Annotated in this window: 27 protein-coding genes and 1 CRISPR repeat array (1 of these 28 cut by a window edge); of the genes, 6 read left to right on the forward strand and 21 right to left on the reverse strand. The window is 42.0% G+C overall.

Features of this window, described 5'->3' with window-relative positions; translation table 11 throughout:
- A CRISPR array of direct repeats spans window positions 1-422; the repeat unit is 28 nt; unit sequence GGATCACCCCTACATACGTGGGGAATAC; it begins 704 nt to the left of the window's first position.
- Window positions 423-618: 196 nt separating this feature from the next.
- Window positions 619-882 carry a hypothetical protein gene (locus FC98_RS06160; protein WP_008857457.1) on the reverse strand — a complete coding sequence of 88 codons (264 nt, stop codon included), beginning with the start codon at window positions 880-882 and terminating at the stop codon, window positions 619-621.
- 330 nt (window positions 883-1212) lie between these two features.
- Here FC98_RS06160 and FC98_RS06165 point away from each other — a divergent pair, with 330 nt between their 5' ends.
- The 6 genes from FC98_RS06165 (at window position 1213) to FC98_RS06190 (ending at window position 6874) form a co-directional block, all read left to right on the forward strand.
- Window positions 1213-2109, forward strand: coding sequence for an energy-coupling factor transporter transmembrane component T (locus FC98_RS06165; protein WP_008857456.1), 897 nt, complete (start codon window positions 1213-1215; stop codon window positions 2107-2109).
- Window positions 2097-3749, forward strand: coding sequence for an ABC transporter ATP-binding protein (locus tag FC98_RS06170; RefSeq protein ID WP_008857455.1), 1653 nt, complete (start codon window positions 2097-2099; stop codon window positions 3747-3749). The genes FC98_RS06165 and FC98_RS06170 overlap by 13 nt, the downstream gene beginning before the upstream one ends.
- A gap of 19 nt (window positions 3750-3768) precedes the next feature.
- Window positions 3769-4461: an ECF transporter S component gene (locus tag FC98_RS06175; protein ID WP_054655755.1), complete on the forward strand. Its 693-nt coding sequence runs from the start codon at window positions 3769-3771 to the stop codon at window positions 4459-4461.
- 24 nt (window positions 4462-4485) lie between these two features.
- Entirely contained in the window at window positions 4486-5535 is a 1050-nt protein-coding gene (locus FC98_RS06180) for a prenyltransferase/squalene oxidase repeat-containing protein (protein WP_008857453.1), read from the forward strand.
- Between the two features lie 148 nt (window positions 5536-5683).
- Entirely contained in the window at window positions 5684-6424 is a 741-nt protein-coding gene (locus FC98_RS06185) for a DUF4430 domain-containing protein (RefSeq protein WP_056949323.1), read from the forward strand.
- 21 nt (window positions 6425-6445) lie between these two features.
- On the forward strand, window positions 6446-6874 hold the full coding sequence (locus FC98_RS06190) for a EutP/PduV family microcompartment system protein (RefSeq protein WP_054655715.1): 429 nt from the start codon (window positions 6446-6448) through the stop codon (window positions 6872-6874).
- 150 nt (window positions 6875-7024) lie between these two features.
- On the opposite strand, the gene FC98_RS06195 is transcribed toward FC98_RS06190, so the two are convergent.
- The 20 genes from FC98_RS06195 to FC98_RS06290 are packed head-to-tail and all read right to left on the reverse strand — an operon-like array spanning window position 7025 to window position 22942.
- Window positions 7025-7816, reverse strand: a complete 792-nt coding sequence (locus FC98_RS06195; protein ID WP_054655717.1) for a tyrosine-protein phosphatase — start codon at window positions 7814-7816, stop codon at window positions 7025-7027.
- 24 nt (window positions 7817-7840) lie between these two features.
- Window positions 7841-8899 (reverse strand): oxidoreductase, encoded by a 1059-nt coding sequence (locus FC98_RS06200; RefSeq protein ID WP_054655719.1) that lies wholly within the window; start codon window positions 8897-8899, stop codon window positions 7841-7843.
- A gap of 17 nt (window positions 8900-8916) precedes the next feature.
- Entirely contained in the window at window positions 8917-9261 is a 345-nt protein-coding gene (locus tag FC98_RS06205) for a BMC domain-containing protein (RefSeq protein WP_054655721.1), read from the reverse strand.
- A gap of 30 nt (window positions 9262-9291) precedes the next feature.
- Window positions 9292-10476, reverse strand: coding sequence for an acetate/propionate family kinase (locus FC98_RS06210; protein ID WP_008857446.1), 1185 nt, complete (start codon window positions 10474-10476; stop codon window positions 9292-9294).
- A 29-nt stretch (window positions 10477-10505) separates the two neighbouring features.
- Complete coding sequence (locus FC98_RS06215) at window positions 10506-11627, reverse strand: 1-propanol dehydrogenase PduQ (protein WP_054655723.1); 1122 nt, start codon at window positions 11625-11627, stop codon at window positions 10506-10508.
- A gap of 6 nt (window positions 11628-11633) precedes the next feature.
- The gene (locus FC98_RS06220; protein WP_056949324.1) at window positions 11634-13079 is read right to left on the reverse strand and encodes an aldehyde dehydrogenase family protein; all 1446 of its coding nucleotides are present in this window, start codon (window positions 13077-13079) and stop codon (window positions 11634-11636) included.
- Between the two features lie 3 nt (window positions 13080-13082).
- Complete coding sequence (locus FC98_RS06225) at window positions 13083-13565, reverse strand: GlcG/HbpS family heme-binding protein (RefSeq protein WP_054655725.1); 483 nt, start codon at window positions 13563-13565, stop codon at window positions 13083-13085.
- Window positions 13566-13571: 6 nt separating this feature from the next.
- Entirely contained in the window at window positions 13572-14147 is a 576-nt protein-coding gene (locus FC98_RS06230) for a cob(I)yrinic acid a,c-diamide adenosyltransferase (protein ID WP_056949325.1), read from the reverse strand.
- Window positions 14148-14164: 17 nt separating this feature from the next.
- The gene (locus FC98_RS06235; protein WP_275452776.1) at window positions 14165-14428 is read right to left on the reverse strand and encodes a EutN/CcmL family microcompartment protein; all 264 of its coding nucleotides are present in this window, start codon (window positions 14426-14428) and stop codon (window positions 14165-14167) included.
- A complete protein-coding gene (gene pduM / locus FC98_RS06240) occupies window positions 14416-14919 on the reverse strand; it encodes a PduM family microcompartment protein (protein ID WP_056949326.1) in 504 nt (167 codons plus the stop codon). Before pduM ends, FC98_RS06235 begins: the two co-directional genes overlap by 13 nt.
- Before the next feature lie 34 nt (window positions 14920-14953).
- A complete protein-coding gene (gene pduL, locus FC98_RS06245) occupies window positions 14954-15589 on the reverse strand; it encodes a phosphate propanoyltransferase (RefSeq protein WP_054655757.1) in 636 nt (211 codons plus the stop codon).
- Window positions 15590-15627: 38 nt separating this feature from the next.
- Complete coding sequence (locus FC98_RS06250) at window positions 15628-15912, reverse strand: BMC domain-containing protein (RefSeq protein WP_275452777.1); 285 nt, start codon at window positions 15910-15912, stop codon at window positions 15628-15630.
- 18 nt (window positions 15913-15930) lie between these two features.
- Window positions 15931-16572 (reverse strand): BMC domain-containing protein, encoded by a 642-nt coding sequence (locus FC98_RS06255; protein WP_054655735.1) that lies wholly within the window; start codon window positions 16570-16572, stop codon window positions 15931-15933.
- A gap of 17 nt (window positions 16573-16589) precedes the next feature.
- Window positions 16590-16940, reverse strand: coding sequence for a glycerol dehydratase reactivase beta/small subunit family protein (locus FC98_RS06260; RefSeq protein WP_082602789.1), 351 nt, complete (start codon window positions 16938-16940; stop codon window positions 16590-16592).
- Between the two features lie 3 nt (window positions 16941-16943).
- The gene (locus FC98_RS06265) at window positions 16944-18773 is read right to left on the reverse strand and encodes a diol dehydratase reactivase subunit alpha (RefSeq protein ID WP_054655737.1); all 1830 of its coding nucleotides are present in this window, start codon (window positions 18771-18773) and stop codon (window positions 16944-16946) included.
- 21 nt (window positions 18774-18794) lie between these two features.
- Window positions 18795-19322 carry a diol dehydratase small subunit gene (locus tag FC98_RS06270; protein ID WP_054655739.1) on the reverse strand — a complete coding sequence of 176 codons (528 nt, stop codon included), beginning with the start codon at window positions 19320-19322 and terminating at the stop codon, window positions 18795-18797.
- Window positions 19323-19342: 20 nt separating this feature from the next.
- Complete coding sequence (locus FC98_RS06275) at window positions 19343-20050, reverse strand: propanediol/glycerol family dehydratase medium subunit (RefSeq protein WP_054655741.1); 708 nt, start codon at window positions 20048-20050, stop codon at window positions 19343-19345.
- Between the two features lie 24 nt (window positions 20051-20074).
- Window positions 20075-21751 (reverse strand): propanediol/glycerol family dehydratase large subunit, encoded by a 1677-nt coding sequence (locus tag FC98_RS06280; RefSeq protein ID WP_056949327.1) that lies wholly within the window; start codon window positions 21749-21751, stop codon window positions 20075-20077.
- 18 nt (window positions 21752-21769) lie between these two features.
- On the reverse strand, window positions 21770-22594 hold the full coding sequence (gene pduB / locus FC98_RS06285; RefSeq protein WP_082602792.1) for a propanediol utilization microcompartment protein PduB: 825 nt from the start codon (window positions 22592-22594) through the stop codon (window positions 21770-21772).
- A 45-nt stretch (window positions 22595-22639) separates the two neighbouring features.
- Window positions 22640-22942, reverse strand: coding sequence for a BMC domain-containing protein (locus tag FC98_RS06290; protein WP_008857428.1), 303 nt, complete (start codon window positions 22940-22942; stop codon window positions 22640-22642).
- Between the last annotated feature and the right edge of the window lie 173 nt (window positions 22943-23115).

Raw genomic sequence — 23115 nt, forward strand, 5'->3', positions numbered from 1 at the left:
GTCTGCTTACTTCAAGTCGGCATACCAGGGATCACCCCTACATACGTGGGGAATACATTTCCAACGCCAAGGCTTCCAAAGTGCTAGCGGGATCACCCCTACATACGTGGGGAATACTTTGATGATTGCTGGTTTTGTCGCTTTGCTTTGGGATCACCCCTACATACGTGGGGAATACGATAATCTTTCAGTGATGGTAGGTCGCCTAAAAGGATCACCCCTACATACGTGGGGAATACTGAAAAGGCAGACGACTCTATCAAAGCCAAAGGGGATCACCCCTACATACGTGGGGAATACCTGGTACAAAAGCATTCTGCTTCCCTATAAGTAGGATCACCCCTACATACGTGGGGAATACATTCGGCGAAAGTTTTAGCTGGCATCCCCAATAGGATCACCCCTACATACGTGGGGAATACACTAAACAAATCCCGCCATTACACCATTCTCAAATCCACAAATAACCATTTTTCATCAACTTCGATTTAACTCAGATAGCATTTAAAAAATAGCACAATCCCTTCAACTGATCAATCAACATAAATAGGCCGCGGAAATTCATTCCCAATTAAGTGATTAGACTAACCAGAAATTTTCTCCACGACCTACATCAATTTATTCTTCGCTCACATTTGCGCTTTTTTGAATCTCTGGCGACAAGTCGTACATCTTTGCCGCTTCTGTCAATAAGGCGTGGTATGCATACGCGCCATCTCGATATGGTTCAACGACCACTTCATCAGCAATCTTTGAGAACGGCTTTTTGCCATCCTGCTTTTGAACAGCGTCCAAATCCGCTATAATTTTCTTCTCAACATCGGAATAACTACCTACGATTTGTTTCGTTTGCAAACTGCCACGAATAGAAATTTTGTTCATATAAATTCCTCACAATCTGTCGGTTTTATTTGATGCGCGTATATTGCCTTAACACTTCTCACGCAATATATCTAACTCTATCATACCAAATTATTCCATCCAAATATCATCTAGTTTTTCAAATGCTATAAAATTCATTCGCTTATTTTTTAAACAGCTAAATAGTGTTAATAACATAGCAAAAAATCGTCTCTTGAACCACCAAATAACATCATTATTTTGTAAGTAATGTCACTATCTTGCATGGTGCCGGGTACATATTTACCCCCATATTTACAGATGGTATACTGTTGGAAGGGCTTACGATAGCCTAGAAAGAGGCTTCTTCTCATGAAACGGTTACCATTACAAATGACATTTTTTTCACAGGTCCATCCTGTAGCCTCAACCATTTATTTTACCGAATTAATCGTCTGCTTACTCCTATTCAATCACGTTATTGTTGCCCTGGCAGAAATCGTCAGCTTGATTATTTGCGGATTCTATTATCTAGGAGTCAAGTCAATGACCCAACAATTAAAGTTCGGCGGTTCTTTTCTAATCATGATCCTGTTCTTTAATACGTTACTTAACCAAAAATTCCAACCAATCCTGTGGCACTTTCACTGGGGCGTAATAACCTATAAATTCTCATACCCCGCATTTTTATATGGAATGGCAATGGCCATCGTGCTAATTTCGATGCTTTTTATTTTTGCTCTCCTAAACAAGATTCTAACCCCTAACCGGTTAATCTATGTATTCTCCCCAATTGCGCCCAGGCTGGCAATGCTTGTTTCCATTTCATTTAGCCTGGTTGCCAATTTCATCATTAAATTCAGGCGACTAATAACTTTGCAAAAAACGCGAAATGTCGATACTACCAGTGGTTCATTGATCATCCGTACCAAAAAAGTTCTCCACATATTTGAAATTATGCTCCAAGATTCTCTGGCTTCAGCAATGGAGACCGCTAACTTGATGGATGCCCGAGGCTTTGGGTCAACTAAGCGGACGCACTATCGGTCGTATCATTGGCAGGTTGCGGATATCTTTTTCATTTCAACTTCAACATTACTATTACTAGTTACCGTCTATATCCGGTGGTTGAAGATTGGCTGGAGTGGCTCAGTGGCTAACTTTACGACTATCTTCCAGCCTACCGACGTGCTGCCAATTGGCTTTTTACTCGTTCTATTTTTATTACCAATAATTTCTGAAGGGATCTACCGCGCATGCACAAATTAGTTTCCATTAAGAACCTTTCATTCGCATATCCCGATCAACCTGACAAGGTCTTGGATAACATCAATTTAACCATTTATCCTGGTGATTTTTTGATGATTGCTGGTAATACTGGCAGCGGCAAAACAACCCTCCTTAATCACCTAAAAAAGGAACTGATGCCGCTTGGCAACCGTCAGGGACAAATTCTCATCAACGATACCCCAATTGACAATCTATCTAAATTAGAAAGTGCCCAAACCGTTGGCTACGTTGCTCAGGATCCTCAACTCCAGCCAGTCATGTCAAAAGCCATTGATGAATTAGCCTTTCCACTTGAAAACATTGGCTGTCCCAGCAATGAAATTGAACGCCGAATTACTGAGTTAACAAATTTCCTAGCGCTAGACCAATCATTAAATCGCGCTATCAACGAGCTTTCTGGTGGTCAGCTGCAACTCGTTAACTTGGCATCCGTGCTGATTTTACGACCCAAATTAATTTTGTTAGATGAACCTACTTCTCAACTAGATCCCCTAACTGCTCAGACCTTTCTTAACGTATTAAGTCGAATTCAACAAGAGCTTGGAATTACGATCGTGATCACGGAGCACCGACTGAGTACCATTTCTGGATTAGCGAACCGAATGATCTTACTTCAAGACCATACCATTAGCTTTGATGGTTCCCCAACCAAGGGAATTGAAAAGATGTTCCAAGATGAGCGGTTGAGATACTTTATCCCCTCAATTCCAAAACTCTTTTTAACTAATCACATCCCGATTTCGACCTTACCAATTTCAGTTTCTCAAGGGCAAGCGGCGATTCAAACAGATCACTTAAAGTTTACGGCTGCAAAACCCAAACAATCCCTTTTAAGTGAGACAAGCAAACCACTATTGCAAGCTAAGAACATTTCCTTCACATTCGATCAAACTAGAAACGTCATCGATCACCTTAACTTAACGGTTAACCGTGGTGATTGGCTGTCAATTATCGGCAAAAACGGTTCCGGTAAATCTACCTTATTATCCTTACTAATTGGCCTAACAACGCCACAACACGGCAAAATCCGTTTTGAAAACCAACTTGTCTGGAAATTGAAAACTGTCGATCGAATTAAAAAGATTTCGTTTCTTTCACAAACCCCGAGTCTCCAGTTCACCGCAGACAGCGTTCGCCAAGAACTGGTAGTTCAAGCAGATCAACTGCAGTTATCCGACCCGGCTTCAGCAATCAAGCGGGTTACTAAGCAATTTAATCTCACTAAGATCCTGGATCACAATCCATTTGACATCAGTGGCGGCCAGCAGCAATTACTTGGACTGGCAATCGCCTTAATGGCAACCCCTGATCTCCTTATTTTAGACGAAGCAACTAAGGGACTCGACCCCTACACCAAAGTCTTTATTGGCAAAATTCTAAAGCAATACCAACAAGACGGGGTTACAATAGTGATGGCCAGTCACGATATGGAGTTTTGCGCCGAATTTTCAGATCATTGTGCGTTTATGTTCGATGGTCACCTTAACACATTACTGTCGACCACGGCGTTCTTTGCGAATAACTTTTTCTTTACAACCCCAATCAATCGAATTGTCCACGATCAGGTTCCCAGCGCCTTGTTATTTGACGATATCAACCTGGCATCTGAAGGGAGGTGATCATGAGTTGAAAAAAATCATGGATTTTACCTATGTTTACCGGCTACTTATCGCTGTTGTAATCATGGCAGCCTTTCTTGCCTTAGTTTTATTATTGAAGGGTCAGCACTACTTATTATTTAGCTTTATGATTTTAATCTGCAGTATTTTACCGGCCTACTGGCAATTCGAGCGCGATACCGTCAGTACCCAAACGTTGATGTTCATCGCCGTCCTGATTGCGTTAGCAGTTGCCGGCAGAGTCCCACTCGCTGCAATCCCTAGTGTTCAAGCAGCCAGCTTTGTCATTATTTTAAGTGGCATTAGCTTAGGGCCTGAACTGGGATTTATCACCGGGTCAACCACCGCCCTGGTTTCAAACATGTTTCTCGGCCAGGGACCGTGGACACCTTGGCAGATGGTTGCTTGGGGGTTAATGGGATTAACTGCTGGTTTGCTTACAAATACTAAAATCAGTCGAAGCTTAATCTTTATGATCGTTTTCTCGTTTGCCTGGGGATTTGTATTTGGCTGGATCATGGATCTCTGGTACGCCCTAGCCTACGTATCACCATTAACAATTAAAAGCTTCCTATTAGCTTATGCATCAAGTTTTCCATTTGACCTTAACCATGCGTTGTCAAACGCCGTGTTAATTGCCCTATTTTACAAAGGGTGGCTGAAACTATTTAGTCGCTTAGTCAAAAAATATCGAATATTACCTACCAAATAATTTAAATAAAGGAATGACTCATTCATGAAGTTTACAAGTAAGTTACTATTAATTTCTGCTTCTACGCTATTAACTTTTGGTGCCGTTAGTCCGGCCATTACTGCTGGGGCTGCCAGTGTCAAAACTGCTAGCCGTAGTTACCAAAATACCAAAATTAAGGCCAGCTATCGTTATGCTAAAAAGATGTTAGCTGAAAATAAAACTGGTTTGTCTGGCAAAACTGCCTATATCTTCAATAAAAAAGCATATCCAACAACTGGGGCTGCCGGCGGTTACGCTGACTTCTTACTCAGCTTAAAGGGCTGGGGCTACAAATTTACAACTAATCAAAAGAAGCGCGTGGCCTCAAGCCTGGTTCTTAACAGTAAGAGTACGCCCGCTGATTTAGCCAATGCCATTGAAGGCCTCAAGTCGATCGGTATGAACCCAACTAATTTCCGGCGTTCAGGAACCAAGAAAGCCGTTAACTTAGTTTCTGTTTTATATCGCAAATCAATGAACAAGCAAACGGTTAACGTTCAAAGCCAAGTTTTACTTGCCCTCACGATGAGCTCATCATTTAAACGACCAGCAAACGCAAAGTTCTCAACCACTAGTTTAAGTAATGCGATTGTTAAGAACCAACAGAGCAACAATGGCTGGGCATATAATAACCAGGTTGCGAGCGTTGATTCAGACACAACTGCAATGGCCGTTACTGCTTTAGCCCGTGGCAAGGCCAACACAAGTGCCACGACCAGTGCCATCACCAAGGGGCAATCATACTTGAAAGACGCTGTTTATCCTTCAGGCGCCTATGGCTACACCTTCAATGGTAAGAATATTCCAAATGGTAACTCAACCGCTGAAGCGATCATCGCCTTATCAACTAAACAAAATACATTGAAATACGTTAACGGTACCAGTAAAACTGGCCAAACAGCTTCACCACTAGCCGCAATGTTCACTTATGTTAATAAGACTGGCTCAGTTAAAGGTGCAGTTAGCCAAGTAATCGGCGTTGGCCAAATCAACTTAGCAACTGCTGCATACCGGCAAGCATTAAACCACAAATCTGTTTATACCATCAAATAATTTACGCAGGACAGCTCCTCTAGGCAGAAGTCTGCGCGTAAGCACCTCAGAAACAAATTCCAAACCCAGGAATTTCTTCCTGAGGAGACTTACACTCCGACTTCTAACCGCCTGGATCCGCTCACTCAACTAAGGGGGAAGGGCTTCTATGAAAAAGGGACGCATCGTTGGCATTATTTTGGCTTTTATTTTAGTAGTCGGAATTGGCTTTGGTGTTCAGCAGGTCATGTCAACCAGAGCTGATCACAAACCGGTTTCTGCCATCTCACCCAAGTCGGCTGCTTCATCATCAAGTCAAGCAGCCAGCAAAAGCTCAAATGTCAAACCAAATTCTAAACAACATCATGCCAAGAAACAGTCACATCAGCCTAAGACCTCTTCAACAACTCATCATTCAAATAGTACCAACAGTACCAATAACAGTTCTGTCGTGAAGTCCGCAGCGAGTTCAAACCAGCCTACTCAGGATAAAGTAACTACTTCAACTAAATTCCAGGCAGCTCAGACTACCAAACGGTCAAATACAAGTCCTGCTAGGAAAAATCACCGTGCTAAAAAAGCCGCTGCCAAAGATAATTCGATTGGCACCGCTTATATCAAAGTCTCTGGTTACAAAAAAACGTTATACGCTGGCCATGTGAAGATTAGTAAGTCTGCCACTGCATTTTCTGTGCTTCAACAGACCCATTTAAAGCTTGTTTACCAAAGCAGTCCCCACGTTTATGTCAGCTCAATCAATGGTTTGAAGCAAAATGATATTAAGGTCGGCAGCGGCTGGATGTACTCAGTTAACAGCAAATTTGTCGACAAGGGCGCTGATCAGAAGCGAATTACCCCTGGTGATAAAGTTCACTGGTACTTCTCAGTTAACGGCCTCAATGGCAAATAATGAATGAAAAGGTGAGTTCTTGTGAAAAAGGCAATTTTTATCGGCGCAATCGGTTGTGGCAAAACCACGCTCATTCAACGGATGGATAAGTTAAAGATTAAATACAATAAAACGCAAACACTTGAGTTTCACTCAAACATTATTGATACGCCCGGTGAATACGTAGAGCATCGTGCGATGTATTCAAATTTAATGACTTCAGCAATTGATGCCGATGTGGTTGTTCTCATGCAAAGTGCCACCGATCCCCGAATTGTTCTACCAACTGGGTTTAGTACCATGTTCACCAAGCCAACCGTTGGAATCGTGACAAAGATCGACGCTGCCACGCCTCACCAAGTTAAGCTAGTTAAGGACCGGCTAATTGATGCCGGCGCCAACAAGGTGTTTGAAATATCCGCGGTGACCGGGAAGAACGTCGATGCAGTTACCGACTATCTAAATAATTAGCAACCCTGAATCGGGGTAAATGACGTTATGATTCTGAACAAGGTCCCGATCCAACTGCTACTCAGGGCTAACCTGAATTTCAACCAAAAATGCGTTGAATCAGAAATTGATTTTCTGACTCAACGCATTTTTGTTATGCATAAACAATTATTATTCAAGATAAATCTTTCTCAGTCTTTCACAATCTATATCTGACAGGCCAACAACATCCCTTAAGTACGCCTGAATACCACCAAATTCGTAGTTAATAATCGCCATCGCCTGATCCAAATAATCAATTGAAACTGACGACAAATCTTTAAGCGACGCAATGAATGAACGATTCATATGCGCTTTTTTTGCTAACTCGATCCGGTGGTTAATCCGGGGAACCGAAAACTTATTCGTTAACAAGTAGTCTGTCCGGATAATTTCAGGGCTAACCCCAAGGGCACTCAACAGCAGTACCGTCAGCATCCCCGTTCGATCCTTCCCTGCTGAACAGTGATATAAAATCGTTTCATTTACCCCACTATTGATCAAGCATGAAAAGAATTGTTGGTAGGCACGCTGCGGTTGCTCATTAACAACCAGCCGGCGATAGGCATAAAGCATTCTTAAATAACCGCTATGCGGATCCTTAGAGTACGCCTTCTGCAGTCGCTGGTTAGTTGTCCGGCTCTCAGTTTCATCGTTATCAAATAACGGTAAAGCAACGAATTTCATCCCATCAGGAATTCTGTCTGGAAATTCTTTGCTCTCTGCTTTTGAACGGAGATCAACGTCAACCGTAATACCATAATCTAGAAGGGTCTGCTGATCACCTTCAGAAAGTTCTGAAAGATCACCAGCCCGGATTAGTTTATGCCACTTCGTCATTCGGCCATCAAGGGTTGGGTAGCCACCAAGATCGCGAATATTGACGCTATGAGAAACTTCAATATGTCGATTAGCCACCACCATTTTTAGCCCTCCACGAAATTTAACTTACTTTGGCCAAATATTGCTGTATGGAACTCCACCAGTAATTGGTGCCCCTAAATGGGATTTACCTGTAGCGAGTTCCTCTGGCCACATCGGATCCACAAAAAGCTTACTGCCAACAGCCATTAAATCAGCGTGAACATCTTCCAAGCTAGCTTTAGAATTAATGGCGCCAGACGCCATCAATGGTAGTGACTGTCCAACTGCTTTTCGGAAAACATCCGGCATTGAAAATGCTTGCAACTTATCACTCGTCAACGGTAATTGATTATACTGATGAAGCGACAAGCTGAGGTAATCAATGCCAACTTCCTTGAGAACCATTGCCAACATCAAGTTATCCTTGATCTTCAAGCCACCAGCTTCAACTTCTTCTGGTGACATGCGATAACCGATAATAAATGGCTTCGGTGCCAATTGTTTAGCGACCGCCTTCACTTGATTTACGAGGAAAATTGGAAACTTCATTCGCTTAGCAAGTGACCCACCAAACGAATCTTGACGTTGATTCGATAACGGTGACATAAACTGTTGAATCAAGAAGGTATTAGCACCATGGAGCTCGATGCCGTCAAACCCAGCCTTGATTGCCCGTCTAGTTGCAGCCGCAAAATCATCAATGATATCGCTGATCTGCTCAGTTGTTAATTCTGTCGGGGTATCAACATTTCCATGAGTAGCTTTAATGGCACTTGGCGCCACAACGGGGTGGCCCTGAGTAATGTGCCCATTTGTCATTCGACCAGCGTGAACCAATTGAAGGATTGCCTTGCTGCCGCTGCTATGAATTGCCTTGGCTAGTTGCGTAAGACCAGGAATCTTTTTGTCATCAGCAACACTAATTGAACCATAGTCTGTGTTCCCCGACGGTGAAACATAAGCGGACCCAACAATGTCCATGCCAACTTTTGATGCATGCTGTTGATGAAAAACAATATCATTAATGCTGACACTGCCATCAAATAGAGACGATTGGATATTCAACGGGGCGAGAACGATTCGATTATTCAATCGGCAATCTTTCTTGATTTGATAATCATTCAAAATTTGTTCTAATTGCATAATACAGTTCTCCACCTTTACGTTCTTGTGATTTTTGGAATATCAAAATCCAACAGATCGTGAAGCTTTTCAATTACTGCTTTGAGTGCTGATTCTACTTCTGAAACTTCGCCGATTATGACCACTGAACCACTAAACCGATCAATAAACCCTAGGGTTACATTACTTGACTTAGTGGCAATATCACCCGCAATAATTGATGCTTCACTTGGCGTAATTGTCAAAATTCCAATGGCATTCTTATCAGCTTGCAGGCCAAGCTTTTCATAAATATCAGATGTAGGGTTGGCAACGATGTGAGCCAGCGTAACCTGTTTACCAGGAACGTATTCTTGAATGCTCCGTTCAATATCTCTAGCCATTTTTACCACCCCATCCTGTTTTTCATCAGTTCAACCGATTACTTTTGCCGTCTCACGAGCAATAATTAATTCTTCATCAGTTGGAATCACAACAACTTTCACTTTACTATCTGAAGCTTGAATTTCGATATCATTTGCTTGATTCTTTGCTTCGTCTATCTTAATGCCTAAATATTCAAGTCCCTGACAAACCCGGGCCCTGATTGGTGCTGAATGTTCACCGACACCCGCTGTAAAGGCTAATACCTTCAAACCACCAAGGTCAGTCGTGTAAGCACCAATGAATTGCTGGATTTGATGTGCGTAGACATCAAGTGCCAGCTTGGCTCGTTTATTGCCGTCAGCCTCTGCTTTTAAGACATCCCGAATATCATTTGAAACCCCAGAGATCCCTAACACACCAGACTCATGGTTAAGCATGCTTCTGATATCTTCAGAATCCAAGTGTTCTTTTTCTTCGAGAAACGGTAGAATTTCTGGATCAATATCACCAGATCGGGTTCCCATCACTAGCCCAGCTAGCGGGGTAAATCCCATTGAGGTATTGACCGATTTACCATCCTTAATTGCACAGATACTACAGCCATTCCCTAAGTGACAAGAAATGAGCTTGTCAGCTTCCTGCTCACCAAACCGATCAGCAACAACGCTATAAATATATTGGTGTGATTGGCCGTGGAATCCATAACGGCGAATATGATACTTTTCAATATACTTGTACGGTAAGGCGTATGTGTATGCCTTTGGTGGCATTGTGCTATGAAACGACGTATCAAAGACAGCAACTTCTCGCGCTTCTGGCAACAACTTCTCAAAGGCTTCAATTCCTAATAAATTAGCTGGATTATGCAAGGGAGAAAGCACTGATAATTCAGAAATTCGTTTGGCAACGTCATCGTTTATCTCAACGGACTGCGTATAATAGTTTCCACCATGGGATACTCGGTGGCCAATCCCAACAATTTCTGATTTATCCTTAATAACACCACTTTCGTTCAACGCTTTGATAACCAGTTCAGTTGCTTCGGTATGATCCTTAACGGACTCGGTAGTGTCATGTTTAGCACCATCTTCTGTCTGATAGGTAAATACAGCGTCTGAATGACCAATTCGATCGACCATTCCGTGAATCATAACCTGCTCATCAGGCATCAAATATAGTTTAAACTTCAGCGATGAACTCCCAGCGTTGATTGCAAGAATTTTCTCTACCATACTGTGCTTCCTCTCCGTCTTTAATTTAATTATTTGATGACTTTATCATAAATTGCTTTCAAATCATCATCAGTTGGTACGACAGGATTTCCTGGGAAAGTACCATCCTTCTTTGCATCAGCAACCACAACGTCAGTCTTCTTTTCAGCTTCGGCAGGATCGATACCAAATGCTCGTAACGTTTGTGGGCAATCCATTTGAACCATCATTTGACGAATCTTAGCTGCAATTCGTTGAACGGCGATTCGGTCACTCATTCCCTGTGATACCAAGCCAGTCTTCTTAATTGCTGCACCGTACTTGTGTAAAGCAGTCTCTGAATGACTTGCATTGTATTCAACAACGTGTGGCAAAAGCATTGCGCAAGCCAATCCATGCGGAACATGGAAGTTAGCGCCCAACTGGTGGGCAAGTGAATGGCAAATTCCCAGACCAGCATTGTTAAACGCAATTCCGGCAGCACATGATGCTTCGTGAACCACTTTACGAGCTGCTTCATTATCACCATGTTTGTAGCATTCTACCAAGCAGTGGGTAATAACATCAATTCCCTTTTCAGCCAAAGCATCAGTGATGGTATTGGCATCCCGTGAAACTAATGACTCAAGTGAGTGGGTTAAGACGTCCAAGCCAGAGAATGCCGTGACACTCTTTGGGGCAGTCATAACCAACTGAGGATCAAGTAACGCAATATCTGGGGTTAGATAATCCTTCATGATGGGCATCTTAGTATGATTCTTAGTATCTGAAACCACACTGGTGTTGGTAACTTCTGAACCAGTTCCACTGGTAGTTGGAATTGCAACAAAGGTTTCAATCTTATGTTGATAAACTTTTTCACCAAAGAACCGGATGGCTTTTCCAGTATCAATGGCAGAACCGCCACCGATACCGACAATAACGTTTGGTTGAATCTTACCAAACTGTTCAACACCCTCCATGATATTAGTCAATGGTGGATCAGGCTTAACGTCTGAGAAAATTGAAACGTCATTATTGCCGTCAACTTCACCCTTAATCTTATCTAATGTCGGGGTATTCGGTAGGAAGGCATCACAAACCATTAAAATCTTTTTACCTTTTAAGGTTTGTAACCAGTCTAGGCTATCATTACCCGAAAAAATTTTAGTTGGAATTCGAATTTGTTCCATATTCTACTAAACCTCCCATGAACGTAATGAGAATCCTTCTGGGCAATTGAAGCGACGACGACGGGTAAATGTCTTGGCAGTTGTTGTTCCTTCACCGGTTGGGGTAGCAATCGTCAGTGCAGCGTCTCCACTCCAATAACCGTTATCACCAACACCTGTCGCAGCAAATGTTGGGCCATTGGCAACAAAAATTGAAGTATTCATCCGATGAGCCGCCTTGTTGATGTGAGGAATGTTTTCTGAGTGAATTGAAGCTGTGTGGTGATTGCCGCCTTCAACTTCAACCGCTGTCTTCAAAACATCTTCAAACGTTGGGCAAGAAACAATCGGCAATAATGGCATTAACATTTCGGTTGTTACTAATGGGTGATCCTTCTTGGCTTCAAAGATAACAACTGTTGGGTGACCCGTGTATGAAACACCAGCTTCATCCAAAATGAAGGTTGCATCCTTACCAACAAATTTACGATCAGGGGTACCATTTTCTTGGATGGTCATGTGAGCAATCTCATCAATTTTACTTTGATCTTTCAATAAGAAGGCACCATCTTGTTGCATCTTTTCAATGAGTTGATCCTTAACGTCGTCTTGAACAACAACTTCCTTTTCAGCCGTACATAAGATGTTGTTATCAAAGCCACAAGAAGTGACAATATCATGAGCAGCTAAATCAATATTGGCTGTGTCGTCAACCATTGCAGGTGGGTTACCAGCACCAGCACCAACAGCTTTTTTACCACTAATTAATGCTTGGTGAACAACAGCGGGACCACCAGTTACGGCTAACATGGCGATATCTGGATGATGCATCATCTGTTGAACGGATTCAATGGATGGTGTTGCCAGTGACACAACCAAGTTACGAAGACCCGTTGCTTTGTATACAAATTCGTTCAAATGTTCAATCATCCAACGGGTAATATTCTTTGCACCTGGATGAGCACCAAAGAACAATGCGTTCCCGCCAGCAAGCATCATAATTGAATTGTTGATAACAGTTTCACCAGGGTTTGTACTTGGGCCAACGCCACCAATAACACCAAATGGCGTATATTCATACATAACCATGCCGCCATCACCAGTTTCAACGTCTGGCTTCAGGCTATCTGGACCAGCAGTGTTGTAAAGAGCATTTTTCAGCTTTGTTTCCTTAGCTTCAACAGTTCCCATGCCGATTTCATCACGAGTGGCTTGGGCAATATAATGAATCTTTGGGCCAAAACCATCTTGAATTGCTTTAATAACTTTCTTACGGAATGCCATAGGCTTGTCAGCGTAAATTTCTTGAGCTTGTTTTGCAGCTGCAACGGCTTCATCAACAGTTTCAAAAATTCCGTTTCCTAGACCTGTAGGTTGTGCTTCACTATTATTATCGGAACCAGATTGCGATTGTCCGCTTAATTCTTCTTTTAGAATTCTTCTGATTGCTTCTTCAATATTCTGTTCTTGCATATCTCACATACGCTCCTTAGAAAATTCTTGAACGGCTGCTTCACAGATAGCTTGATCTTCTTCAATTAAGCCACCACTGCAACCAATAGCACCAATCATCTGTCCATCCTCGATAAGTGGAATGCCCCCTGGAAATGATACGAGCTTTCCATCAAGCATTGTCTCCATCTGGTATAAAGGACCACCAGGTTGAATATCTTTACTAATATCTTTCGTTGGTTCCTTCATCGCAATGGCAGACCATGCTTTCTTTGGTGCTAATGTGGAGCTAACAAGGTTTGCATTTGGCATGTGGTACAACATCTGAACCGTGGTTGTAATATCCATAATGCAAATCGTCACCCCAACGTGTAACTCGTCTGCCTTGGCAACAGCTGCATCAATCACTTTTTCCATCTTATGCCGATCAAATGTATTTGAAGCGGTTGCATTTGATCCCTTAGATAAAACTTCTTTTACGATTTGATTGATTTGTTCTTTATCCATGGTCATTTACCCTTCTATCGCTTTACAGTATCGTTGAACAACTTTCTCGATAACCTTTTCCAGATAGTCCTCATGGTCTTCAGAACGCGCCATGATATACATGAAATCTGAAAGTCGATTGACGTATCTTTCAATTTCAGGTCTCACAGGATTAACCTTCATAAACGATACCAATTGCCGTTCAGCTCTTCTACATACTGTTCGGCATACATGAAGTTGCGCACCGGCAAGGCTTGAACCTGGCAAAATGAAACTATTAACTTTTGGCAATGTTGTCGTATATTCGTCAATGATTGACTCAAGATAATGGACATCATCATCCGTAATAATTCTACTCTTGGATCGGAACTTCTCGCCATCTTGAGAAGCAATTTCCCCTTGAAGGAAAAACATCCGATATTCAATTCGCTGCAATATCTGTTTGTTTCGGTCACTGATACAAAACTTTTCAGCAAGCGAAACATTGGCATTGAGTTCATCAAACGTGCCGTAGGTTGATACCCGCAAAGAATCTTTAGATACGCGCTTACCGTCAAAAAGACTCGTCGTCCCTTTATCGCCGCCCTTTGTGTAAATGGCCATTTAAAATCCCTTCTTTTTCATTTATCGAATCGATCAATAATTCCTACAATCGAACAATCATTCACATCGTTTTGGACTTGACTGACCGTTGCTCTTCGGGCACCAGCACCACGCACCAAGAGTACGTATTCGCCGATCCCCGCACCAACTGTATCAGCAGCAACTTCTTCGGACCTTGTTGGTTTACCTTCAGAATCTACTGGCTGAACAATCATTAGCTTCCGGCCAATCAGTGAACGATCTTTTTGGGTTGCAACAACGCTTCCCATCACTCGTGCCATATACAATTTCCATCACTCCTCATCTGTATTATCATTTGCTTAAGCTGGCTAATTTGCTTAGCCTCATCTGTAATCTTTTGATTTGGAGTTACAACAATAATTGATTTATCCGGCAGTATAGCAAGATCTGAACGACTGATTGCCTTCTGATAAAATGCAGTGACAGACCGTTTTTGATCAACTACAAATGATACAGGCCAGTCAAGCAACATTTTTTTCGGAATAAAGTTGACCATTGATGAACTAATCTGAAAAGTAAAGTTTACTTGAAAACTAATACCCTGTAATACCCACTTTGTCCAAGGATCATTGAGATTCAAGCGATAAATATTTGCCAGTAGCGGAATTGTCACATTATCAATTGTGACATTCGCATAATCCGTATAAACACTTTTGTCAGGTACTGATTCCTCACTGGAATAATCAACTTCGTAAGATTGGTGTTCGCGCTGCCTTATTTTAGCCAGTACTTGCTCAACTATATGATCCATTTTGGCCACCAACCTTCATTGTTTGTTCAAAACCTTAATTTTCCTTTGGGAGAATGATGTGACCAAACGTATCATCACGAACATTGGCCGCACTTGCTTCATCAGTATCGAGATGCATTTCCAAAACAAAGTCTTTTCTTGGCCGGCAAACAACATCATCATAAGTTGTTCGGCGATCCTGAGATTCGATTTGAACGGAAACAACATCTCCCATTTTGACACCAAACCGTTTACCATCTTCCAAACTCATGTGAATATGTCGTTTGGCAACGATAACGCCTTGAACACTAATTTCGGCATCAGGTGTTTGAATCTTAATTGAAGGCGTGCCGTCTAAATGACCTGACAAACGAATTGGAGCATCAATTCCAAGACCGAAACATTCTGAACGGGCAATTTCAACCTGTGAATGTGAACGAACAGGTCCGAGAACTCGAACGTGTTCAATTTTGCCAGCAGGGCCAATAATATTTGCTGTCTGCTCTGTCGCAAACTCACCAGGTTGTTTTAATTGCTTCTTAATCTTCATCTTCTGACCAGGATAAAGTTTATCAAAATCTTCTTGGCTCAGGTGAATATGATGATTTGATACACCAATTGGTACCCGATACGGATCTGATTGTTCAGTGATCACTTGACGGATTAATTGCCGGATCTTATCTTCACTAATTTCCATAAATCGCTAACCGTCCTTATATTGAATTTGAATTACTTTTTGTCAATATCTGGCAAGATACCTTCAACTTCTGAATGTGGACGAGGAATTACGAATGAAGTTAATACTTCACCAACGTTTTCTGCGGCAGAAACACCTGCATCAACGGCAGCTTTAACGGCACCAACATCACCACGAACCATGACAGTTACCAATCCACTACCAATCTTTTCTTGACCAATTAAAACAACGTTGGCTGCTTTAACCATTGCATCGGCTGCTTCAATAGAACCAACTAATCCCTTTGTTTCGATCATTCCAAGTGCGTTATTCATAATTAATTCCTCCTAATTTGTTTACTTCTTAGTTTGTTTTCTAGGTGTTCGTCGAGTATTTGACCGCTTAGTACGTGCTGCCTGACTCGTAGACTTACTAGTTGTTTTAGAACTAGTGGACTTCGTGGTGGCAGCTTTAGTAGTTGTTGGCTTACTATCTAACTTATCGGCAGGCTTCGTTGCCGCTTGAGCTGTCGGCTTTGTTTCAGGCTTTGACTCATCCTTCTTAGTAGAAGAAGCATTAGGCGTGGTACTTGACCCACCGTTAGAACCGCCATCTTTTGGTCCATTATCTTTCGGACCTTCACTAGCAGCACCGCCATCTGGTCCATCATCGTCTGGTCCGTCATCATTAGAATCATCATATTCGGTTGCGGCATCAAATTTACTCTTAATGGCATCATTTTTGCCCAACTCACTAATTCCAGGTGCCGGATTGGCAATAACCATTGAGCCGGCAACACGGTCTCCCATTTCACCTTTCCCAGCGTCAATTGCTGCTTCAACAGCGGCAACATCGCCAGTAACCGAAACGGTAATCCAACCATTACCCTTTGTATTCTCAAGAACCTTCAATTGAACTTGAGCAGTTTTAAGCATTCTATCAGCAGCAACGATCGCACCAGACAGACCCTCGACTTCTAGATATCCAATTGATTCCATAAATCACTCACCTGTCCTTATTTCTTAAATGGTACTCCTTTGACCAACCTTGCAGCATTGGCGCCTATCTTTCTAATATTTGTCGGATTGTCGATAGGAACCACAAAAAGTGGCTCATTTGGTTTTAAATTTTTGTAATGAACCACAATTTGTTGATCGTCAAACGAGATGCCAACCGATAAACGTGAGGCCACTGCCGCTTGATAGGCTCGATCTATAGCTGAGCTACCATCCGATTCAATCATCTTAAACGGAATTTGTTCTTCTTCAATTCCATTTAGGATAGGTGTTAAATTTTCAGGAAGCTGCTTATTTAGTTTCTCTGGCATTCCTATACAAATTGCCGGCCTTTCGTCGTAGATTGACATAAGTTAACCTCTTTTCTCGCTGGCATATGAAAGTATCAAGCCAGTGGCAACCGCATTTCTAGGTCCTTCGACTGCTCGAACATTTCCTCGCCCAGCAACCAAATTGTAATGAGATAATGCATCGGTTACTAATTGCGGAATTTCAAAGTCGAGTGCTGACCCACCGACTAAGACAACAAACGGAATATCTCGAATGTTTCCAGTTGGGCTAACATGTTTTAATGCCCGAATAGCATTTGTAACAAACACTCGTTTCTTAGCGGTTTGCCGAACCAGCTTGACTTTTTCAATACTTAAATTGCCAGGCAACGGCTCGTAACCTTTTGGTTTAATTGCCACAACTCTTGCAAACAATTCAGCAGGAAGTGGTTTGTCGAAGAATTGAACAGATCCATCTTCATGACGCAACTGGAACAGATTGTCCACCTTGGCAAGTGGATATCTCTTAATATCCTCTGCTAAATAAATATCAGATAACCCAAGTTCCGAATTGATAATCATTGAAACCATGTCGCCTGCACCCGCTAGATGAATTGCAACCTTTTGATCTTCTTTGTTAATAATTGACGCATCGGTCGAACCAGCACCAAGATCCAGAATCGCCATCGGCTTATTCGTCCCCGGAGTCGTTAATGCTCCTAAGATTGCCGCTTCTGCTTCTGCACCACCAATTTCAACCGGAACATGAAGCTGTTCCTCAATAAGGTTTGCAATCAATTGCATTTGGAGATGATCTGATTTAACCATCGCCGCAATTCCAACCGCTTGCTCCATTGAAAACTCACCCGCTAGACCGCCGGTAACTTTGACTGGAACTGAGGTGTCGACCGCCAGTAAATCTTGAATGGCAATGTCTTTATTGTGTTTATCAGTTAAATCCGCCATTGTCTGACGAACTTTCTCTAACATACCACCAACATTGGTCCCTGATTTCCCAGTAATATCATCAATTGAATCAAATTCATTAACGGCCTTCATAATGGCCTGAGCACCCGCAGATACATTAACTTGAGCTTTCCCTTTATTGCCTTGAATATATATTGTTCCAGCAGGAATTACTCGCGCCTTAACGTCACCTTTAGGTGTTTTGATAACAACCGCAGAACGATTTCCAATCAATGCTCGGGAAACAGGAACGATATTCTTGGTCTCATCAGAAGTCAACCCGAATAACGTTGCAATGCCATATGGGTTTGATAATTGAGAAATTACTCGTCCTTGTGGTGCAACTTCGACAGCTGCCAACATTCCAACTGGAACCTTATCAATTCCAGCAACCTCATCAACAATTGGAATCTTGTGATTTAACCGGTTATCAACTAAAACACCATCATCGCTCTGCAAAATAGCTGCAGTAATCTTATAACCTGATTCCGAATAAGCATCGATTAACTTTGCTGCATCAGCAAAGTCAACCCCTTTCGGAATTAGAACGATATAATTTTTCGAACGGTCATTTTGTTTGAGCAAATCCAACAGTTCAACTGTATAACCAGTACCAGTTCCAACACCACCTGGAGTACCTGGGTTATGTCCAATCATCGTAGATTCAGTGATAATCGTCTCTGTAATGGTTTCCATTGCAACATCGCCAATAACTGGTGTTGCTTCGTTGATTCTGATCAAATCAATCGACGACAGTTCGGTGTTAGTAGACTTCAAAACGGAATTGATTGAGTTTTTAACCCCAACAAGATTTCGCTTCGTTCCTTTAATTCCTGTGGTTTCAGCAATTCCTGATCCTATGAAGTTGACTTCACCTGTATCAGATACATCAGCCAACGCAACTTCAGTTGAGGAATTACCAATATCAACACCAATTACACGTGTCATACTAAAACCCCTTACTCGTTTTTAATTATCACCCTTTAACTTCTTGTGCTTTTCATAATTGGTGGCAGCTTCTTTGAACCAATTGGAGCAAATAGGTGCGTTATATTTGGTCTTCAATTCTTCTGAAATATCCAATAACTCCTGTTTAGTTGAACGGAATGGTCGCAGTGCACCATACATTTCAAGAACCCGGTCATCAGGAACTTGGGTTAATTCAGCAGCACGCTGGAAGTTCTTTTGAATTTGAGTTCGCCCAGCTTCAGCAGCAAGCTTACCTTGTAGCCGAAGTGTCGACGGTGCAATTCGTAATTCTTTAGAATCAATTTTATTATCAACAATATCTTGAAATGTAATGTCTTTGACAGGCTTGCCACCTGGTGATTTGATCATTTCAGGATGATTTTTGAACAATGGAAAGTCTTTTGCTGTTAAATCGGGATCAGAGCTGTTAGAACTTGTAGCAGTGGCGCTACTAGAAGTATTACTGCTACTATCCCCAGTCTTAAGCTGTGACATGATTTTCGCAACTAAATCGTCTACTTCGCTCATCAATAATGCCTCCTATCTTTCTAATTAAAGTTAACTTCAATTTCTTCCGCGGGTTTACCAGTTACAACTTGCTTAGTTTCCTTAATGTGCATTAAAGCTGCAAGTGCCTGATAAGTTGGTCGTGACATTTGATCATTCACCGTTGGAACAGGATTAGGAGACATCCCCTTAGCATACTGCGCAGCATTCTTACCAACTGCTCGGTACGTGTCAAGTGTCATTACAGGTGCTTGTGGGAACAGTTCAAGGTTATTTAAAGGATCTTGATCCTTTTGGTGAATAATAGTTGTTCCTTTGGATTGAATTCCAATCGCAACTCCTGATCCTGATAATTGATCAGCTTCAGCTGCCATGAATGAAACATCTGAGGTTCGATAAACTTTGATGACTCGAGCCTTAAGACCTTCTTCTTCAATACCAGCAATAACTTGTCGTAAAACATCTTTATGTGAAAGCTTGATCATCGTCTGTGTCATAATCTCAGCAAATGCTGGTCCAACAGCAACAATAACTTCGTCCTTCGAAGTACCTGGTTTAGCAATCCCGACATGCTTAAACCAATCGACAGGGTGAACTGCATCACTTTGAGATGATGTTGATGAAGCCGATGGCGTTGCTGTGGCAGTTGAACTACCGCCAAACGATACGGGCTTTTCAGCTCCTTGAACTTCGTTTAAAACGTCTCGAATGATACCTTTGAGTAGCGTCTCATCTATTTCTTGACTCACTGCGCTTACCTCCTTTTTAAATAACTAGAACTCAACCTTTTGAGGATCCAAAGCCCATGGAATATTCTTAATCTTGTCCCATTGCTCTTTGTGCTCCCATACACGGTAACCGGTACCTGGTCCTTGATAATCATTCCTATCATTAATTGCAGAAATGCAGTTCCAATCTTTATCAAAGATAGCTGATGTCTGTAGATAATCACCACAGATCTTTTGTTGAGCAAGTTTGAAGACGGCTTGAGCAGTGTCATCAATTCCGTGTTCGGCAAGTGCACGAATAACATCAGAAACAGTAATACCACGATCCATTAAGTCTTGAGCGGCTTTCATATCTTGGATCATATCTCGTTTTGGCATGTCGCCTGAAGTGCTACCATATGTTGCGGCTTCAACTTCTTCATCAGAAATTGCCGGTAATCCTAACCCATCAAATACCGCTTGGATTGCTTTAGCACCCTTGTTACGAATCTTAATTGATTGCTCTTCAGTGATTGGCAGAATACTACCATTAACACAAAGGTCACGTTCCAGTGTCTCGTAATCATCGTAATCCAATACATCCATATTTGATCCAGCAAATGTGTTATCTGAGTTTTCCTCGGCAGCATATCCAGATGAAATGTAATCAGTACCGGCAATGAATTGTCCAAGCATACGAGCAGTACGACGAATGTCTGAATGAGAGAATGTTTGGTCATTACTTGATGCACATTCAAGGTCCATCATCATGCACATTAAGTTTTCGCCAAGAACTTCACGAATACCACTTGGAACAGCACCGGGAATACCAATACAACTTACAGAACCATTTTGAAGTCCTTGAACACCAGAGGCTTTGGTAATGTAAATGCAACGTGATTCAAGGTAAAGCATTGATTTACCTTCAGTGTAGCCCATCAGAACTTCAGAACCTGAACCTGAACTGAATCGCATCTTTAAGCCACGAGAAGCGTAACATGATGCTAAGAATCCTTTGGACCAAGGCGTATCATCACCATCGGTAAAGACTTTATCAGTCCCATAAACTGAAATGGTTTCGGCATATGCGGTGAATCCTCGCATCCCTAATCCTAATTCAACGGCTTCCTCAACAGAACATTGGGTAATAACACCTGGACGTCCTGCTTGTGATCCAACCATAATTGAAATGGCATTCATAGGGGCATACCGAGCAACAGCGGTGGTTGTTTCCAACTCAGGGAATCCACGCAATGCAGCTTCAGCAGCATCAGCAGCAATTTCAACTGGGTTATCAAGTGTGTTCGTGACATGAGCCTGAGTAAACGGTGTTCGACGTGGACGCATTTTTTGAACCGCTTGAATCATTTCACCGAAGTTTAATTTGTTAATAACATCGGAAGCCTTCATAGGAGTTAAAGCAGTTGTAACTTTAACAACATCAGTCCGTGATACATTTGGATCAATTAGCATCTTCGCAATTTCATTAGAATCCATTGCATTTGCTTTTTCGGCATTATCAACATTGATCCCATATTCTGCGATGTATTGATCAATTAAATCAAAGTCAGCTTTTTGCTTACCATCAAGTTCAGTAATTTCCCCATTTTCAACCTTAACGCTTGGCTCTGGGTCGTTCTTACTGTGCATGGCGACTAAACCTTCGTCGTCCCACTCTTGAACAAAACCATCTTTATGAACTGGACGCTTTTCCAGTTTTTCAAATCTCTTTTGACGTTTCAATTGTGTTCCTCCTTCCGACTACTTAATGTATGATGGAAAATCATTAACCGGTTTCTCACCCATATCGCCAAGTAACTTCAGTCCAACTTCTCGACCGGCCTTGACGGCTTGTCTAACAGCACCAGAATCACCACTAATATGAACCATACCTTCGTTTGAGAAGCTGGTTCCATGTGCAGGTGATGCAAACGACAAGACATTAACACTAGCTGTTTTAATCGCAGTATCGGCCATCACAACACCAATTCCGGCAGGAGCGCCACAAATTAATCCGTATGCCTTTCCTTCTGGGGCACCAAATGCTGCATGACAGGCACCGGCTGCACGGGCAGTGAATTGTAATTCCAAATGCCCAGCAGCTGAATTATAAACGTCACCAAACGTTGTGCTTAACGTATCAAGCGCAACGTTAATTGCTGAACGTACATCTGATGGGTCGTACCCACCAATTAAAATCAAAGAACCATGTCCAGCACCGCCCTTAGTATCACGGGGAAGTTCAATATCGATGACTTCTGTATTTGTTGCTTTAACAGCTTCATCCATTGCCATAATATGTGGACCAGCACCAGAACGAGCACTTAATACACCCAGTACTGAATATCTCTTGGTTACATGAAGTTGATCTAACAGCAAAGAATCAACGCTTGGAATACACATTCCAATTGTGTCACCGATTTTCCTAGTCCCAACTAATTCAGGAACGGCACTAGTAGAGTTTAAGAAATCATTCATTTGTAATCCTCCCGACGACTTTGACTGATCCTCGCCTTTAACAGAGATGCCTTTTTTCATCATTTCGTTAAGGACTTTCTCAACTAACGCATCATTATTTTTATCCATAATTATTACCTACGATAATCATAAAATTTTTCCTAAATTAACGGCTTATTTTGAAGCAGCTTTCTTCAAGTCATCTGGATTTGGGAGAATCTTCTCAACATCCGTATGTGGACGTGGGATTACATAGTTGGAAACAACTTCGCCAATGTTTTCAGCAGCTGAAACTCCTGCGTCAACAGCAGCCTTAACAGCACCAACATCTCCACGAACCATAACCGTTACCAATCCGTGACCGATTTTTTCTTGACCAACTAAGTTCACATTTGCTGCTTTAACCATTGCATCGGCAGCTTCAATGGATGCTACAAGACCTTGAGTCTCAATTAAACCTAAAGCTTCTTGTTCCATGTGAAATTCCTCCTAAGTGTGTTGAACCAATCCCTCGGCCCGCGAAATTGTGAACAAACGGACTAATTCAATTGTTTTTGAAAACACTTTCAGTATAAGGAATTTGCATTATGCTATCTTAATCAAGTTGAATTTAAAACCGCAATATTTGAAAACGTTTACACAACAAAAGA

This window comes from Lentilactobacillus kisonensis DSM 19906 = JCM 15041 (genome assembly GCF_001434135.1).
Taxonomy (GTDB): domain Bacteria; phylum Bacillota; class Bacilli; order Lactobacillales; family Lactobacillaceae; genus Lentilactobacillus; species Lentilactobacillus kisonensis.